Source organism: Sneathiella sp. (assembly GCF_036960985.1).
Classification (GTDB): Bacteria; Pseudomonadota; Alphaproteobacteria; order Sneathiellales; family Sneathiellaceae; genus Sneathiella.
In genome coordinates this window covers 64,823-80,786 of sequence record NZ_JBALWD010000012.1, presented here as the reverse complement: position 1 = coordinate 80,786, position 15,964 = coordinate 64,823, and the positions used below count along the sequence as shown (strand labels likewise).

At 47.4% G+C, this 15,964-nt stretch carries 16 protein-coding genes; 7 read left to right on the top strand and 9 right to left on the bottom strand.

Going from position 1 to position 15,964, the window contains the following annotated elements:
- Positions 1–4 precede the first annotated feature (4 nt).
- Genes V7723_RS09395 through V7723_RS09365 form a run of 7 tightly spaced genes read right to left on the bottom strand, consistent with a single transcriptional unit; the run spans position 5 to position 8,882 of the window.
- Entirely contained in the window at positions 5–2,389 is a 2,385-nt protein-coding gene (locus V7723_RS09395; protein WP_335684203.1) for an aldehyde dehydrogenase family protein, read from the bottom strand.
- Positions 2,390–2,401: 12 nt separating this feature from the next.
- Positions 2,402–3,388 (bottom strand): deoxyribose-phosphate aldolase, encoded by a 987-nt coding sequence (gene deoC / locus V7723_RS09390; RefSeq protein ID WP_335684202.1) that lies wholly within the window; start codon positions 3,386–3,388, stop codon positions 2,402–2,404.
- Positions 3,375–4,241, bottom strand: a complete 867-nt coding sequence (locus tag V7723_RS09385) for a purine-nucleoside phosphorylase (RefSeq protein WP_335684201.1) — start codon at positions 4,239–4,241, stop codon at positions 3,375–3,377. The genes deoC and V7723_RS09385 overlap by 14 nt, the downstream gene beginning before the upstream one ends.
- Entirely contained in the window at positions 4,241–5,212 is a 972-nt protein-coding gene (locus tag V7723_RS09380; RefSeq protein WP_335684200.1) for an ABC transporter permease, read from the bottom strand. Before V7723_RS09380 ends, V7723_RS09385 begins: the two co-directional genes overlap by 1 nt.
- Positions 5,213–6,334, bottom strand: a complete 1,122-nt coding sequence (locus V7723_RS09375; RefSeq protein ID WP_335684199.1) for an ABC transporter permease — start codon at positions 6,332–6,334, stop codon at positions 5,213–5,215.
- On the bottom strand, positions 6,334–7,887 hold the full coding sequence (locus V7723_RS09370) for an ABC transporter ATP-binding protein (protein ID WP_335684198.1): 1,554 nt from the start codon (positions 7,885–7,887) through the stop codon (positions 6,334–6,336). Before V7723_RS09370 ends, V7723_RS09375 begins: the two co-directional genes overlap by 1 nt.
- Before the next feature lie 11 nt (positions 7,888–7,898).
- Positions 7,899–8,882, bottom strand: coding sequence for a BMP family lipoprotein (locus V7723_RS09365; RefSeq protein ID WP_443024209.1), 984 nt, complete (start codon positions 8,880–8,882; stop codon positions 7,899–7,901).
- A 214-nt stretch (positions 8,883–9,096) separates the two neighbouring features.
- Between V7723_RS09365 and V7723_RS09360 the strand changes: the two genes are divergently transcribed.
- A complete protein-coding gene (locus V7723_RS09360; RefSeq protein ID WP_335684196.1) occupies positions 9,097–9,315 on the top strand; it encodes a hypothetical protein in 219 nt (72 codons plus the stop codon).
- A gap of 100 nt (positions 9,316–9,415) precedes the next feature.
- Positions 9,416–10,066, top strand: coding sequence for a uracil phosphoribosyltransferase (gene upp / locus V7723_RS09355; RefSeq protein ID WP_335684195.1), 651 nt, complete (start codon positions 9,416–9,418; stop codon positions 10,064–10,066).
- Positions 10,067–10,407: 341 nt separating this feature from the next.
- Here upp and hemF read toward each other — a convergent pair whose 3' ends face one another.
- Both hemF and V7723_RS09345 read right to left on the bottom strand, forming a co-directional pair.
- Positions 10,408–11,259, bottom strand: coding sequence for an oxygen-dependent coproporphyrinogen oxidase (hemF, locus tag V7723_RS09350; RefSeq protein WP_335684194.1), 852 nt, complete (start codon positions 11,257–11,259; stop codon positions 10,408–10,410).
- A gap of 17 nt (positions 11,260–11,276) precedes the next feature.
- Entirely contained in the window at positions 11,277–11,741 is a 465-nt protein-coding gene (locus tag V7723_RS09345) for a tRNA (cytidine(34)-2'-O)-methyltransferase (protein ID WP_335684193.1), read from the bottom strand.
- A 151-nt stretch (positions 11,742–11,892) separates the two neighbouring features.
- Between V7723_RS09345 and petA the strand changes: the two genes are divergently transcribed.
- The 5 genes from petA to V7723_RS09320 all read left to right on the top strand — a co-directional run bounded on the left by petA (position 11,893) and on the right by V7723_RS09320 (position 15,950).
- Positions 11,893–12,420, top strand: coding sequence for a ubiquinol-cytochrome c reductase iron-sulfur subunit (petA, locus tag V7723_RS09340; protein WP_335684192.1), 528 nt, complete (start codon positions 11,893–11,895; stop codon positions 12,418–12,420).
- Positions 12,421–12,430: 10 nt separating this feature from the next.
- On the top strand, positions 12,431–13,669 hold the full coding sequence (locus V7723_RS09335) for a cytochrome b (protein ID WP_335684191.1): 1,239 nt from the start codon (positions 12,431–12,433) through the stop codon (positions 13,667–13,669).
- The gene (locus tag V7723_RS09330; protein ID WP_335684190.1) at positions 13,662–14,429 is read left to right on the top strand and encodes a cytochrome c1; all 768 of its coding nucleotides are present in this window, start codon (positions 13,662–13,664) and stop codon (positions 14,427–14,429) included. Before V7723_RS09335 ends, V7723_RS09330 begins: the two co-directional genes overlap by 8 nt.
- 97 nt (positions 14,430–14,526) lie before the next feature.
- On the top strand, positions 14,527–15,408 hold the full coding sequence (locus V7723_RS09325) for an S-methyl-5'-thioadenosine phosphorylase (protein WP_335684189.1): 882 nt from the start codon (positions 14,527–14,529) through the stop codon (positions 15,406–15,408).
- 14 nt (positions 15,409–15,422) lie between these two features.
- On the top strand, positions 15,423–15,950 hold the full coding sequence (locus V7723_RS09320) for an adenine phosphoribosyltransferase (RefSeq protein ID WP_443024208.1): 528 nt from the start codon (positions 15,423–15,425) through the stop codon (positions 15,948–15,950).
- Positions 15,951–15,964: the final 14 nt, after the last annotated feature.

The window sequence follows — 15,964 nt, the reverse complement described above, 5'->3', positions numbered from 1 at the left end:
TGTCTCACTCGCCGTAAGGGATCCATATATTTTTGATCTGGGTAGCGTGACGTAAAAATTCTCTGCCTTCACCTTGAATTGGATTGAACCAATCGCGGTCTTGACCGTTGTTCACCCACGTCCGTTTCATATTGCCAGTAGATGCAGTTTCTACGCGTGCGCTTCCATCTTTCGATCCAAAATACCAGACAGATTTCACATCATCATGTTCGGCTAATGTTAGCGCGAGCTCATCTCGATATCCGGTGATGATATTAAAGGCACCTGCCGGAACATCTGAAGTGTCGAATACCTGATAAAGATCTGTTGCGGTAAGTGGGTGTTGTTCCGATGGAATCAAGATGATGCGGTTACCCATGGCAAGCGCGGGCCCCGCTAGTGAAATGAGGCCAAGCAAAGGGTTTTCGTTTGGACATATGATACCAATAGTTCCGATTGGTTCCTTCATTGCTAGCGTTACACCGCGCATCGGCGGTGAATGAACGGCGCTTTCATACTTATCGGCCCAGGCCGCATAAGAAAAAAGCCGGCTCAGACTTGCATCCACTTCATCGAGGGAAAGCTTTGAACTAGCGCCAGTGCTTGTTTGGAGACGTTCTGCAAATTCTTGGCGCCGAGCGTCAAGGTTTTCGGCCAAATAATAAAGAACTTGTGCACGCCCATGACTATTGGCTTTGGTCCAAGCGGTCCCCTTGCGAGCGGCCTCGACGGCGTTTCGGATATCCTTGCGGTTCCCGTGACCAACTTCACCTATTTTTTGACCTGATGCAGACAATACCGGAAGGCTGTAACCGGAATCAGGTCGGGTTTGCTTGCCACCAATGTATAGCTTTGCAGTTCGATCCAACGACGACCGAGTTGAAAGAGAATTTGGTTTGATTGCTTTCGGTAGCGGCTTCTTTCTCTTTTGTTCAGCACTTGCTTGGAATGTTGGTTTTAAAACCTCCAGCATGCCTTCATAACCGCCTTCGCGGCCATAGCCAGATTCTCGATTGCCACCAAATCCGCAAGCTGCGTCGAATTGGTTGGTTGAATTTACCCAAACAACACCGCAATCTAGTTTTGGCGCTACATCCAGAGCAAGATTAATATTTTCGCTCCAGACCGATGCTGCCAGCCCATATCGTGTGTTATTGGCAATTTGTACTGCTTCATCGGGAGTTCGGAAGGTCATAGTCACGATCACAGGGCCAAAAATCTCTTCTTGGGCAATGGTTGCCGCAGGCTGTACGTTCGTAAACAAAGTTGGCGGATAGAAAGAACCTTTGTTCGGCATATCAATATCCGGCTGCCACATTTGAGCACCTTCTTTAAGGCCGATTTTCACTAGTTTTTCGATTGCCTTGACCTGCACAGGAGCAACGATAGCTCCCATATCGATGGATTTGTCGAGCGGATCGCCAATGCGCAAATTTTTCATGCGCGTCCGCAATTTGGCGATCATTTTATCAGCAATTCCTTCTTGCAGAAGTAACCGTGATCCGGCGCAACAAACCTGCCCTTGATTGAACCAAATGGCGTCTACAACACCTTCAACGGCGCTATCCAAATCGGCATCGTCAAAAACGATAAATGGTGACTTTCCGCCAAGTTCAAGAGTGAGGTGTTTTCCGCTCCCCGCTGTGGCTTTTCTGATGCGACGTCCAACTTCGGTAGATCCGGTAAACGCAATTTTGTTTACATCTGAATGTGTCACAAGATATTCACCGGTTTGGCCGTCACCCGTGATAATGTTGATGACGCCATCGGGAAGGCCCGCATCTTTGCAAATTTCGGCAAAACATAAGGCGGTCAGAGAAGTATACTCGGCAGGTTTCAGTACCACTGTATTTCCCGCAGCAATAGCCGGCGCGATTTTCCAAGCCAACATTAATAGTGGAAAATTCCACGGTATGATCTGGCCAATCACACCCATAGGTTCAAAGTTTGAAAATTCCTGATCCTGCAGCTGCGCCCAGCCAGCATGGTGATAAAAGTGCCGTGCGACCAGAGGGATATCAATATCTCTGGTTTCTCGGACAGGTTTCCCGTTATCCAAACTCTCCAAAACGGCAAGTAAACGAGCGTTTCGTTGGATTGCGCGAGCCAGCGCATATAAATGTCGAGCCCGTGCATGTCCACCGATGGCTTGCCAGTTTTTTTGTGCATTGCGAGCTGCATTCACGGCTTTGTCGACATCTTGTTCGTTTGCAGTCGCGATTTTACTCAGCTTCTGTGCAGTCGCTGGATTTATGCTCTCAAACCATTTCTTTGACATTGGCTTAGTCCAAGCACCGTCAATGAAAAGATCAAATTTCTCCCGATGATCTGACAGCCACTTAACTGCAAGATCACGGGATTCAGGTGCGTGACCATAATCCATGGTGTCAAAAATTTCTGCAATGCTCATAACGAATGTCCTTCAAGACATGGGATGTCGGAAATCGGCGGAGTAACGACCCGTAACATAATGCTCTAGCTGTCGTTCTATATCGCCAAGCAAACTAGAGGCGCCGATGCGAAACAGGTCGGGTTGTAGCCAAGCCTTACCAAGCTCTTCTTTCATCATAATCTGATAATTCAATATGTCCTTTGCTACGCTAATACCACCGGCAGGCTTATAGCCAACTTTATGCCCCGTCATCTCCTGGTATTGCCGGATCATACGGATCATTACTAAAGTAACTGGCAACGTTGCATTAACGCTTTCTTTGCCGGTGGACGTTTTGATGAAATCCGCGCCAGCCATCATGGCGATTAAGCTGGCCTTGGCAACATTTCGAAGAGTAACAAGATCGCCAGTTCCGAGGATCGCTTTTAAGTGTGCATCGCCGCAGGCGGCACGAAAAGTTTTTATTTCGTCATAGAGCGCTTGCCAATTTCCAGTTAGAACATGACCACGGGTTATCACGATGTCGATTTCCTGTGCTCCCGCTGCAACAGAGGCTTCTATTTCCTTAACCCTTAGTGCAAATGGGCTCAGGCCTGCCGGAAATCCGGTAGAGACAGCAGCGACAGGAATACCTGATCCTTCGAGTGCTTCAACGGCAGTTTCAATCATACCATGGTAGACACAAACGGCACCTGTGGTGATGTGCCGATCCACCATACCAAGCGCATTTAAGATATCTGCGCGGATTGGTTGGCGCGCTTTTGCACATAGGCGTTTAACCCGACCGGCTGTGTCGTCACCGTTCAACGTAGTGAGATCAATGCAGGAAATAGCTTTGAGGAGCCAGGCGGCCTGATGAGCTTTCTTGACGCTACGTCGACCGCTTAATGTGCTTGCCCGGCGCTCGACCGCACTGAGATTAACCCGGATATCTTCGAGTAAATCGAGCTGCAAAGCCGTTCCCGAATTGCGGTCATGATCGTGAGTTGGATTTTTTAGAGGGCTAATCGTCGCCATTTTCCGTACTCCGCAGATGCGCCTTCAGTAATTCACGTTTTAAGGTTTCCAGAAAAACGATCACGAGCTTTTCTAAGTCTCCTGCCGCCAGCTTAGCACATTCCAACGTTTGCTCGTGACTTAGCTTTGTCTTGCTCATACCAGCAACCAGGTTGGTAATGTTGGAGATAGCTACGACTCGCAATCCGCAATGCCTTGCGACGAGGACCTCAGGGGTCGTTGACATACCGACAGCATCCGCACCCAGCCTTCTGAAGGCTTTGATTTCAGCGGGTGTTTCAAAATTTGGACCAAGATAATGAAGATATACGCCTTCGTGGAGCTCAATTTTAAGTTCTTTGGCGACGGCTGTTAAGTGCTCCCGCAATGTTGGATCATATGCCTCTTCCATCGAGAAAAAACGAGGACCGAAGGTCGGGTCATTTTCACCAACCAAGGGACTTAGTCCGGTGAAATTGATGTGATCACTTAACATCATCAAACTGCCCGGTCCTATTTTCTTGCGGAAGCTGCCCGCGGCATTGGTAACAAGCAGAATTTCAATGCCAAGTAGTTTCAGCATTCGAATAGGTACTGCGAGATCTTTTGGGTCGACGCCTTCATAATAATGAATGCGTCCTTGCATACACACAACCGGCATGCCGCCGAGTCGCCCTAAAATCAGCCGACCGGCATGCCCTTCAACAGTTGATAGCGGAAAATCGGGAATATCTTGATAGTCAAGTTCAGCGACAATCTCAACTTTGTCAGCCAGATCGCCAAGGCCTGAACCGAGAATTATCCCGACCCGGGGAACGAAGCCTTCTGCCGCCTTTTTAACAAAGTTGGCGGCGGCATGTGGATCAAGTGTCATTATCTTTCCTTGATATAAGGTTCGCCAATGGCTTTGGGTGGATGGGCTTTTCCAACGAATCCGGCGAGGAGTAAAACTGTCAATATATATGGGAGTGCTTGTATGAATTGTACAGGGATAACGCCAACAATTGGTAATTCAACACCTTGCAATCGTGCTTGCGCGGCATCGGTAAAGGCAAATAATAGACAGGCAATAAGGGTCGGAACGGGCTTCCATTTGCCAAAAATGAGGGCGGCGAGTGCGAGATACCCTTTACCGGCTGTCATATCTCGAATAAAGCCGGCGCCATGGGCAGTTGAAAGATAAGTTCCAGCGATCCCGCACATAATACCTGTTACTGCGAGGGCCTTGTAACGCATCATATCCACAGAAATACCGGCAGTGTCGACAGCATGCGGGTTTTCACCGACAGCGCGAACTCGCAAACCGAACCGCGTCCGGTATAGTATCCAGGCAGTGATCGGGACTGCTGCCGCGGCCATATACACTATGATGTTATGGCCGGAAATAAGCTCCGTATAAATATAGCCGATAATAGGAATATTTTGAGCGGCTTCCGTGAAGGGGAGTTCGATGGACCGAAATCTTGCATCGCCATTCAAGGATGGTGTTTGTCCGCCCATTTTGAACCAGGCAAAGCCAAGTGTTGGCGCGAGGCCCGCGACCACGATATTAATGGCCATACCAGAGACCACCTGATTCCCCTTATGAGTAACACATGCATAGGCATGCAATGCCGATAGCATAAGGGAAGTGAGAATACCGGCACCCATTCCCACCCACGCCGAGCCTGAAACCGCTGCAACCGCTGCTGCGGCAAACGCAGCGCCGAGCATTTTTCCTTCCAGACCAATATCGACCACACCTGCACGTTCAGAAAACATACCAGCCAATGCCGCGAGGACAAGTGGCGTCGCCACTCTCACAGTTGCATCCAGCATTAATATGGTCAGCTGAAAACTTTCCATTTACGGTGCCTCCACCATCTGCGGACCAACAATACGGCGATAAACTGCTTCAATTTTAGGCCTGAACATATGTTCCAACGCGCCGGAAAACAAAATGATTAGGCCCTGAATAACCACGATCAATTCTTTGTTGATGGATCTCATCTCAAACGCCAGCTCAGATCCACCTTGGTATAAGGCACCAAACAACAACGCTGCTAAAAATATACCAACCGGATGATTACGTCCCATAAGAGCAACAGCTATACCGACGAAACCATAGCCACCGGTAAAATCTAGGATTAACCGATGTTGGACACCTTGTATTTCATTTACGCCAACGAATCCCGCAAGTGCACCAGAGAGCATCATCGCCAGAATTATATTTTTCGAGGGTGAAATGCCCGCATATTTAGCGGCCGTCTCATTTTGTCCGACAACACGAATTTCGTATCCCCAACGTGTATGCCAAACGAAAAAATAAAAGCAAGCGCTCAAAACCAGTGCATAGATGAAAGAGAGGTTGAGAGGCGTTTTAGGCATAGTAAGATATTCGTGGAAGAAAGGAAGCCAGGTGGTTTCCGCAAACTCTCGGCTTTCTGGCGATTGACCGGTCGGATCTATGAGGACTTCCACCAGAAGATAAGTCGCCAAGGCTGCCGCAATAAAGTTGAACATGATCGTGGTGATTACAATATGGCTGCCTCGTTTTGCTTGAAGGTAGGCTGGAATATATGCCCATCCAGCCCCAAAAATTGCTGCTGCAACCATGGCCATTGGTATGATCAACCAGATTGGCAGCCAATCAAAATAAAGGGCAACTAAACCGACGCCCAAGCCCCCTAGTATAGCTTGGCCTTCTGCGCCAATATTGAATAACCCGCAGTGGAAGGCGATTGCGACTGCCAATCCCGTGAAAATAAAATTCGTTGTGTAGTAAAGAGTATATCCAATGGCTTCTGGATAACCAAATGCACCATAAAACAAGACTTCTAAGGCCTTTAAAGGATCATCACCAATGATGACAATAACAATGCCAGAAATAAGGAAAGCAGCAATCAGATTAACGATGGGTACAACGGCAAAATTAATCCATCCGGGGATTTTTGCGGGCGTACCAAATTTCACTTTTGTGTCCGCCATCAGCTTGCTGACTTGTCAATGGTGTCCGTATCACGGATACCAGCCATCATGAGGCCCAGCTTGGTTTCTGTGGCATCGCACGCGTCAATCACATCGACGATTTGGCCGTCAAACATCACGGCGATCCGGTCGGCAATGGACATTACTTCATCAATCTCGACAGATACGACAAGAATGGCTTTTCCCGCATCTCGCATTTTTATCAATTGGTTGTGAATAAATTCGATGGCACCAATGTCAACGCCTCGTGTCGGTTGGCCAACAAGAAGTACATCGGGGTTTTGTTCCATTTCTCGCGCAAGAACCAGTTTCTGTTGATTGCCTCCGGAAAAGCCTGACGCTTTTAATAGCGGATCGGTCGGACGTACGTCGAACTTTTCGATATGCATTTGGCAGGTATTAATCATGGCATTTTGATCTAAACGCAGACCACTATTATATTCTGGGTTATCCTGATACCCCAAAATAGTACATTCATTTGCACTGAAAGAGAGAACTAGGCCTGACCGGTGGCGGTCTTCCGGAACGTGCCCCAGGCCAATTTTTCTCAAATTTCGGGCCGAGAAATCCGGCGAACCGAACATTTCCTTACCTTTGTACTGAATGCTACCTGACGCCGGGGTAAGAATACCGCCCAATACCTCAAGAAGCTCAGATTGACCGTTACCTGACACACCGGCTATCCCCAATATTTCACCTGCTCTTAAATTCAGATTTACGTCTTTAAGGCGGCCAACACCATCGGCATCAATATAATTCAGGTTTTTAATTTCTAGGAGTATCTCGCCTGGTGTTGCCGCTTCTTTTTCAACTTGTAGTAACACAGAGCGTCCGACCATCAATTCGGCAAGTTGCTCTTTATTTGTATTTGCTGTTTCGACATGGGCAACCATCTCACCGCGACGCATAACTGAAACTGCATCTGTGATTGCCATTATTTCCCGCAATTTGTGAGTAATTAGAATGACAGTTTTTCCCTGATCCCGCAGGATATCTAGAATGCGAAAAAGATGATCTGCTTCTTGCGGAGTGAGGACGCCAGTTGGCTCGTCCAAGATTAAAATTTCTGCGCCTCTGTACAAAGCTTTCAAAATTTCGACACGTTGTCTAAGCCCGACAGGCAAATCGCCTACGATTGCATCAACATTTACATCCAGAGCGTATTCTTGTTCCAAGCGTTCCAGTTCAATGCGGGCTTTGGACAGGCCACCGGCAAGCATAAAGCCACCTTCAACACCTAGAACGACATTTTCCAAAACAGAGAATGTATCGACAAGCATAAAATGCTGATGCACCATACCTATACCGGCGGCGATTGAGGCTTGCGGATTGTCAATGTCGCAGAGGTTTCCGTTAACAAAAACTTCTCCACTGTCAGCTTGATAGAAGCCGTAGACAATACTCATTAGTGTTGATTTTCCGGCACCATTCTCACCAATTATGCCGTGAATGGACCCCCGGCTCACGACTAAAGAAATATCCTTATTTGCGTGAACCGGTCCAAATCGTTTATTGATACGGCGCAATTCAAGCGCCGGGGTCTCTACTGTCATAACAGCCAGATCTATCTGTCCATATAGTTTGTAACTTTAATTTTCCCCGAAATGATATCAGCTTTTGCCTTGTCCATTGCCGCAATCATTTCTGGGGTAAGTATATCTTTGTTCCACTTGTCGATGGAGAATCCGACACCATCTTCTTTCAGACCAAGGACCTTTATGCCAGGTTTCCATGTTCCGTTTTTAGCTGCTGTAAAGGAATCATAAACAGCAACGTCAACGCGTTTTAACATGGACGTTAGCATCGTTCCCGGCTGTAAATGATCCTGATTGCTGTCTACGCCAATCGCATATTTCTTTGCGTCTGCGGCTGATTGATAAACACCGATACCTGTGCCGCCGGCTGCAGCGAAGACTACATCCGCACCGCGATCGAATTGGCTTATGGCAAGCTCGCTACCTTTGGTCGGATCGTTCCAGGCAGACGGCGTGGTGCCTGTCATATTTTCAATGACTTCAGCTTTTGGATTTGCGTACATAACGCCTTCTTTGTAGCCAAGGGCGAATTTTCGAATTAAGGGAATGTCCATTCCGCCGACGAAGCCCACTTTTCCGGTTTTACTGGCCATTGCTGCAGCAATACCGACAAGAAACGATCCCTGTTCTTCGCGGAATATAATTGATTGCACATTTGGTAAATCGACAACCATGTCAATGATTGTAAATTTAGTATCTGGATTTTCCTTAGCTGCCTTTTCGACGGCGGATGCTTGTGCAAAGCCCATGGCAATGACAATGCTCGCGTCTTTGCGTGCCATGCGTTTTGCCGCTTGCTCGCGTTGTGAAACCTGAGTTACCTCAAATTCCATATAGTCAATACCCGTGTCTTTCTTGAATTTTTCTGCGCCGTTATAAGCCGCCTCATTGAAAGATTTATCGAATTTACCACCCATATCAAAAACGATGGCGGGTTTGAAGTCATCGGCCTGAACAAAACCGCTCATGGTCGCCATGCTGGCCGCCAAAAGGCCAAGTGTAAATTTTTTCATCATGTCTTAAAACTCCCTGTTGTGAGACATTGCGCTTCTGAAAACATAGAACGCTTACTCTATCCAAATCAAATACTGGCTGGTTGGTCAAGTTTTACTATTCGTGCCGCTGTGTATTTCACTCAAATATTCATTTCCTTGGAACATAACTGTGAAATTCCGGTGAAATTGGCTTATATTGAGATTTAGCAAGTTATTTAACAGGAGGAAAAACATGCCTACAGCGAGCGAAAAAGCAAGTGACTTGGACATTCTCGTTGCAGATTCGATGTCTGGTAAAACCGGATATGCGAATACGAAAAAACTTAAGTCTATGGGAATAGATGGCTATAAAATGTGGAAGCAGGGTAAATGTGCCGAAGAGGCCATTAAATCTAACGATCCTCGGAAACGAAAACGGACAGCAAGAAAGGTTCAAAAATCGTCATCGTAATTTGGCGGATTTTCGAATAATCTATCGGCTGGCGGTTGCCAAAAATCAGTAACGTGACAGTTGTTTGTGATATTTCATTTTCTTAAGGTGCTAAAGTCTCATGGCCATCGATCCCCGTTTTCCCAACCTTCATATTCTCGATCATCCGCTTATCGTGCATAAGTTAAGCCATATGCGGAATAAATCTACCTCGACTAAAACGTTTAGGCAGTTACTGAAAGAGATTGCCTTGTTGATGGGATATGAAATCACGCGCCATCTTCCGACAAAACCCGAAGATATTGAAACGCCGATCTGTCCTATGTCTGCAACGGTCCTATCTGGCAAGAAAACAGCGATTGTACCAATATTGCGGGCTGGATTGGGCATGGCTGACGGATTGCTGGAATTGATGCCCTCTGCCCGCGTTGGGCATATTGGTATGTACCGGGACCCGGAGACAAAGCGGCCCGTTGAATATCTTAGAAAATTACCATCGGCCAAAGACCGGCTCTATATCCTTGTAGACCCGATGCTGGCGACCGGATATTCTGCCGCAGCTGGCGTTGATGTTTTACTTGATCATGGTGTTGCGGAAGAGAATATCAGCTTTCTAGCCTTGGTAGCTGCACCTGAAGGCGTTCAGGTCATGCTGGACCTGCACCCGAAGGTTAATGTTTATGTGGCGGGACTGGATCAGAAACTAAACGAGCACGCCTATATTGTCCCGGGCTTGGGCGATGCCGGAGATAGATTGTACGGAACGCTATAGTATTTCTATAAAATATAATTCAGACAATAAAAAAGCCCTGAACTAATCAGGGCTTTTTTGGTGGGAGACTGGCTAAGGTCTCATATTTGGCCGCGTCTGTAATTACGGTCAGTGACATCCATGACAGGGCTTTGTGGCATTTTGAGGGCCATGAACGCTTACCATGACGGCTTCAAATGCACGTATGAACTGAGTTAAAAGGCTATATCTGTATCTAACCATGTTCGTCCCCTTAATCCTTAATCTGTTAAAAAGACAATAGGCGCAATCATTGCTAATCCCAAGGAAAACAGGTGTGCGCATTGTCACAAGAATGCACTAATATAGCAATATTCCCGATCTCACGGCCATTTCACTTCAGGAGGCAGCGACATTAAGATTGCCTCTGTATGCCCTCCGGTTTTGAGGCCGAAAGTCGTCCCGCGGTCATAGAGTAAATTAAACTCGACATACCGACCCCGACGGATCAACTGATGTTCCCGCTGTTCTGCGGTCCAGCTTTCGTTGAAACGCTGACGTACAATTTTTGGGTAAACGTCACGAAATGCTCTACCAATATCTTGCGTGAAGGCGAAATCTGCGTCCCAATCGGTATCGAGTTTGTCGTAGAAAATGCCACCGACGCCGCGCGCTTCTTCCCGGTGAGGCAAATAAAAATACTCGTCACACCATTTTTTAAACCTAGGATAATAAGAACTATCGTGGAGATCGCATGCAGATTTAAGAGCGTCATGAAAGACGTTGGTTTCCGAATCATTCGGAAACATCGGCGTCAAATCAGCACCGCCGCCAAACCATGATTTTTCAGTGACGATATGCCTTGTGTTCATGTGAACTGCGGGAATCAACGGCGAATGCATATGTGCAACAAGGGATATGCCGGCCGCCCAAAAGTTCCCGGTATTTTCTGTTCCTGGGATGGCTTGCCGAAATTCTTCGGAAAATTGACCGTGAACTATTGATATATTGACGCCTACTTTTTCAAAAACTCGTCCTTTCATCACGGACATTTCGCCACCACCGCCACCGGGTCTGTCCCATTTTGTAACTGTGAAACGTCCTGCCGGTTGATCAGAATTCGTGCCGGTCAGTTCATCTTCCAACAATTCAAAGCTATTCCTGATTTGATCTCGTAAAGATCTAAACCAATCGGCAGCTGTTTTTTTCCTGATGTCCGTTATGTTTTCTATCATTGGGTGCCACTAAATGCTTATGGAATAGGTGAGGGTGAAAATTGCCCGGTTTGGCGTAATCCTTCACCAAGAACCATGGCGGCCGCTATGGCGACATTAATGGATCGCATGCCTACGTTCATGGGAATCACTACGCGATGATCGACACTTTCATGAATCTCTTTTGGAACACCAGCACTTTCGCGGCCTAAAAGTAGAACATCCGAATCCCTGTACGAGAAGTCAGTATAAGCGGAAGCACTTTGGGTCGATAAAAGTACTATTCGCTGTTTACCTACGGACTGGGTGAAGGTGTCCCATGAAATATGGCGTGTGACGTCCACTGCATCTGCATAATCCATGACTGAGCGACGTAAATCTTTCGCGCCAAATGGGAATCCGCAAGGCTCTATTATGTCAACAGGCACCCCCAGACACGCCCCTAATCGAAGCAATGTTCCTACATTTGGGGCAATATCTGGTTGATAAAGTGCAAGTCTCATGGCGTCCTTGTAATGGCAGCAATGTAACAAATACAGAAAAAACCGCGGCTTATTGTCACAAAGGGCACGTTCGGGCTGGACATATTGCCATTATGATGACAAAAAGCGGTCGCTACACAATTATTTTTTTAGAAGTTTCGGGGACGAGTAAATGACCACCACCACCCCTGTAGAGGAAGACGGCGTAACACGTCGCGATTTTCTATATGTTGCTGCAGGCGGCCTGGGCGCTGTAGGAGCTGCAGCTGCAATATGGCCTTTCATCTCGCAAATGAACCCGTCGGCGGATGTTCTCGCGCTTTCTTCGACGGAAGTCGATTTGGAAGGAATTGAAACCGGATCGGAAATTACGGCTGTTTGGCAAGGAAAGCCTATATTCGTACGGCATCGTACAGAAGGTGAAATAGAAAAAGCGGAGGATGTCGTGGTCGCCGATCTTCCCGACCCTGAGCCAGATGCCGATCGCGTTATTAAGCCGGAATGGCTTATTATGGTTGGTATTTGTACGCATCTTGGATGTGTTCCGCTTAAAGAGCAAGGGGATTACAGCGGTTGGTTCTGTCCGTGTCACGGTTCGCATTATGATACGTCTGGACGTGTTCGGAAGGGCCCTGCACCAAAGAATCTAGTCATACCGCCGTATGAATTCCTCGACGATACTAACATCAAGATCGGGTAGGGGGCTCCTGATGTCATTTGAACCAAAAAATAAAGCCGTAAAATGGGTCGAAGACCGCTTACCGATTACTGGTATGTTGCATCACGCCCTTTACGAATATCCAACTCCAAAAAATCTAAGCTATTGGTGGACCTTCGGTTCGCTGGCCGGCGTTATGCTTGTCGTACAGATTGTGACCGGAATTGTTCTTGCAATGCATTATACACCGCATGTCGATATGGCATTCGAGAGTGTCGAGCATATTATGCGGGATGTTAATTTTGGTTGGCTATTGCGCTATATGCATTCCAACGGCGCTTCCATGTTCTTTATCGTCGTTTATTTGCATATCTTTCGAGGTATGTATTATGGCTCCTACAAAGCACCACGTGAGCTTCTCTGGTGGTTGGGACTGGTTATCTTCTTATTGATGATGGCGACTGCCTTCATGGGGTATGTATTGCCTTGGGGGCAAATGAGTTTCTGGGGTGCAACCGTTATTACTAACTTGTTCGGTGCCTTGCCAATCGTTGGTGAGAGTATTGTTTCCTGGTTATGGGGTGGTTTTGCGATCGGCAATCCAACGCTGAACCGGTTCTTCAGCCTGCATTATCTTCTTCCCTTTGTGATTGTTGGTGTTGTAATACTGCACATCTGGGCCCTGCATACGAGTGGGTCTAACAATCCAACAGGTATTGAGATTAAGGATAAGCAAGACAGTATTCCGTTCCACCCGTATTACACGGTGAAAGATCTGTTCGGACTGGCCATCTTCTTGATCTTTTTCTCGGCCTTCTTATTCTATGCACCGAACTACATGGGGCATCCGGACAACTATATTCCTGCAAACCCGTTGGTAACTCCTGCGCATATTGTTCCTGAATGGTACTTCTTGCCTTTCTATGCTGTTTTGCGTGCAGTCCCTGACAAGCTTGGTGGCGTGTTGCTGATGTTTGGTGCAATTGCAGTGTTGTTTGCTTTGCCGTGGCTGGATAAGAGCCGTATCAAATCAGCGCGCTTCCGCCCAATCTACAAACAACTTTTTTGGATTTTCGTCGCGGATTGTGTCTTGTTGACATATATCGGGGGCAAACCAGCAGAGGGGGCGTTTATAATCTGGGGCCGGATCGCCACTATTTACTATTTCGTTCACATTCTCATTTTACTTCCGTTGGTTGGATTGTTCGAAAAACCCAAACCGTTACCTGCTAGTATTTCCGAGGATGTCTTGTCCAAGTCACCTAAGGCGGAGGAGGCAAGCAATGCTTAAATTTGTAAAATTGTTGAGCGTTGCGGCTCTTGTTACTTTCGCCTCTTTGGGTTCGGCGCATGCTGCTGGCGGCGGAGTAGAACTGAAGTCTGTTAGTTGGAAACATGGCGGATTGTTCGGAACCTATGACAGGGCTGCTGCGCAAAGGGGCTTGCAAGTTTACCGCGAAGTTTGTGCCGGATGCCATGGATTGGGTCTCGTTGCATTCCGTACTCTTGCAGATTTGGGTTTCAGCAAAGAAGAAATCGAAGCAATTGCTGAAGAGTCTGATTTTGTTGACGGGCCAGACGGTGAAGGCGAAATGTTTGATCGTCCTGGTAAACCGTTCGATAAGTTTCCGTCGCCATTCCCCAATGAGAATGCCGCACGGGCCTCTAATGGCGGTGCCTATCCTCCAGATCTCTCGCTTATGACAAAAGCGCGCGCTGATGGCGATAACTATATGTACTCTCTATTAACCGGCTATGAAGACGCGCCGGCAGATGTCGAACTCGCTGACAGTATGAATTACAATGCCTATTTCCCTGGTCACCAGATCGCGATGCCGTCTCCGCTTAGTGAAGATGGTGTCGAGTATTCCGATGGAACACCGGCAACGGTCGATCAGATGGCAAAAGATGTTACAGTATTTCTGGCATGGACTGCTGAACCGAAGTTGGAACAGCGTAAAAGCATTGGCCTTAAGGTTATCTTGTTTTTACTTATCCTTGCCGGGCTGTTTTATGCAGTGAAACGGAAAATCTGGTCGGATCTGCACTAAGGTTTTTCGGCAATAAGAATACCAAAAAAGGGCGCTTTTATAAGCGCCCTTTTTATGTCAGGATTAGATATTAGATCGCTAATTTGGGGTGAATTAAATGGATGCTGCTTCTAAAAAACCGGTGATTGGCGTTATAGGAGGCAGTGGTGTTTACGAATTAGAGGGGCTCTCTGATACGCGCTGGCAAACGGTTGAAAGCCCTTTTGGCCAGCCTTCCGATGATTTGTTCATCGGCCAGCTTGATGGCATAGAAATGGTATTCCTGCCACGGCATGGCCGTGGTCACAAAATTCCACCGGCAGGCATAAATTACCGCGCCAATATAGATGCAATGAAACGCGCCGGAGTCACCGAAATAATTTCGGTGAGTGCTTGTGGTTCCTTCGAAGAACTACTTTCACCCGGCACTTTTGTTATTGTGGATCAATTTATAGACCGTACAATTGATCGTAAAAAAAGCTTCTTTGGAACTGGATTGGTTGCTCATGTGAGTATGGCACATCCAGTATGCTCTCGATTGGGGGATAAATTGGAAGAAGCAGCTCAAAACGAAGGCATCAAGGTTCACCGGGGCGGAACATATCTCGCCATGGAAGGACCGCAATTTTCGTCTTTGGCAGAATCAGAACTTTACCGTAGCTGGGGATGTCAGGTTATTGGTATGACCAATATGCCGGAAGCCAAGTTAGCGCGGGAAGCGGAGATCTGCTATGCGACAGTTGCGATGGTCACAGACTATGATTGTTGGCATCCAGATCATGACAATGTTGATGTTTCAACCGTCATCTCTGTTCTGGTGAACAATAGTGAAAATGCGCGTCGGCTGGTCCGTAGCGTCGCCCCTGAATTATCCAAGCGCACTCAATCTTGTTCTGCGGGTTGTCATCATGCGTTGGATAATGCGTTGATCACATCAGCCGATGCACGTGATCCTGAGCGAGTTCGAAAACTCGATGCTGTTGCAGGCCGGGTACTCTAGTGAAAGAACCAAAATTGGATATAAAGTCAATAATCAGAACTATCCCGAATTACCCGAAGGAGGGTGTGATGTTTCGGGATATTACGACCTTGTGGCAGGATGCCCGCGGTTTTAGGCACGTGGTGGATCAATTGGTCTGGCCATATGCCGGGGTTCGGATTGACAAGGTTGCAGGCATTGAGGCTCGAGGGTTTGTCCTCGGTGGTGCAATAGCCTATCAACTGAGCGTTGGCTTTGTTCCTGTTCGAAAAAAAGGCAAACTACCTTGGAATGTGATCGGAGAAGATTACGAACTCGAATATGGCACGGATACTGTTGAAATTCATACAGACGCGATCACGCCTGGCGATAATGTCCTGCTCGTGGACGATTTGATCGCAACTGGCGGCACGGCTGCGGCCGCGATTGATCTGCTTCGCCGCGCAGGCGGTACGGTGATCGGCGGTGCTTTCGTTATTGATCTTCCGGATATCGGGGGAAGCAAACGGATTGAAACTATGGGGGTCAATGTGCGAACTCTTTGTGAATTCGAAGGAGACTAGGCGAAACATATTCT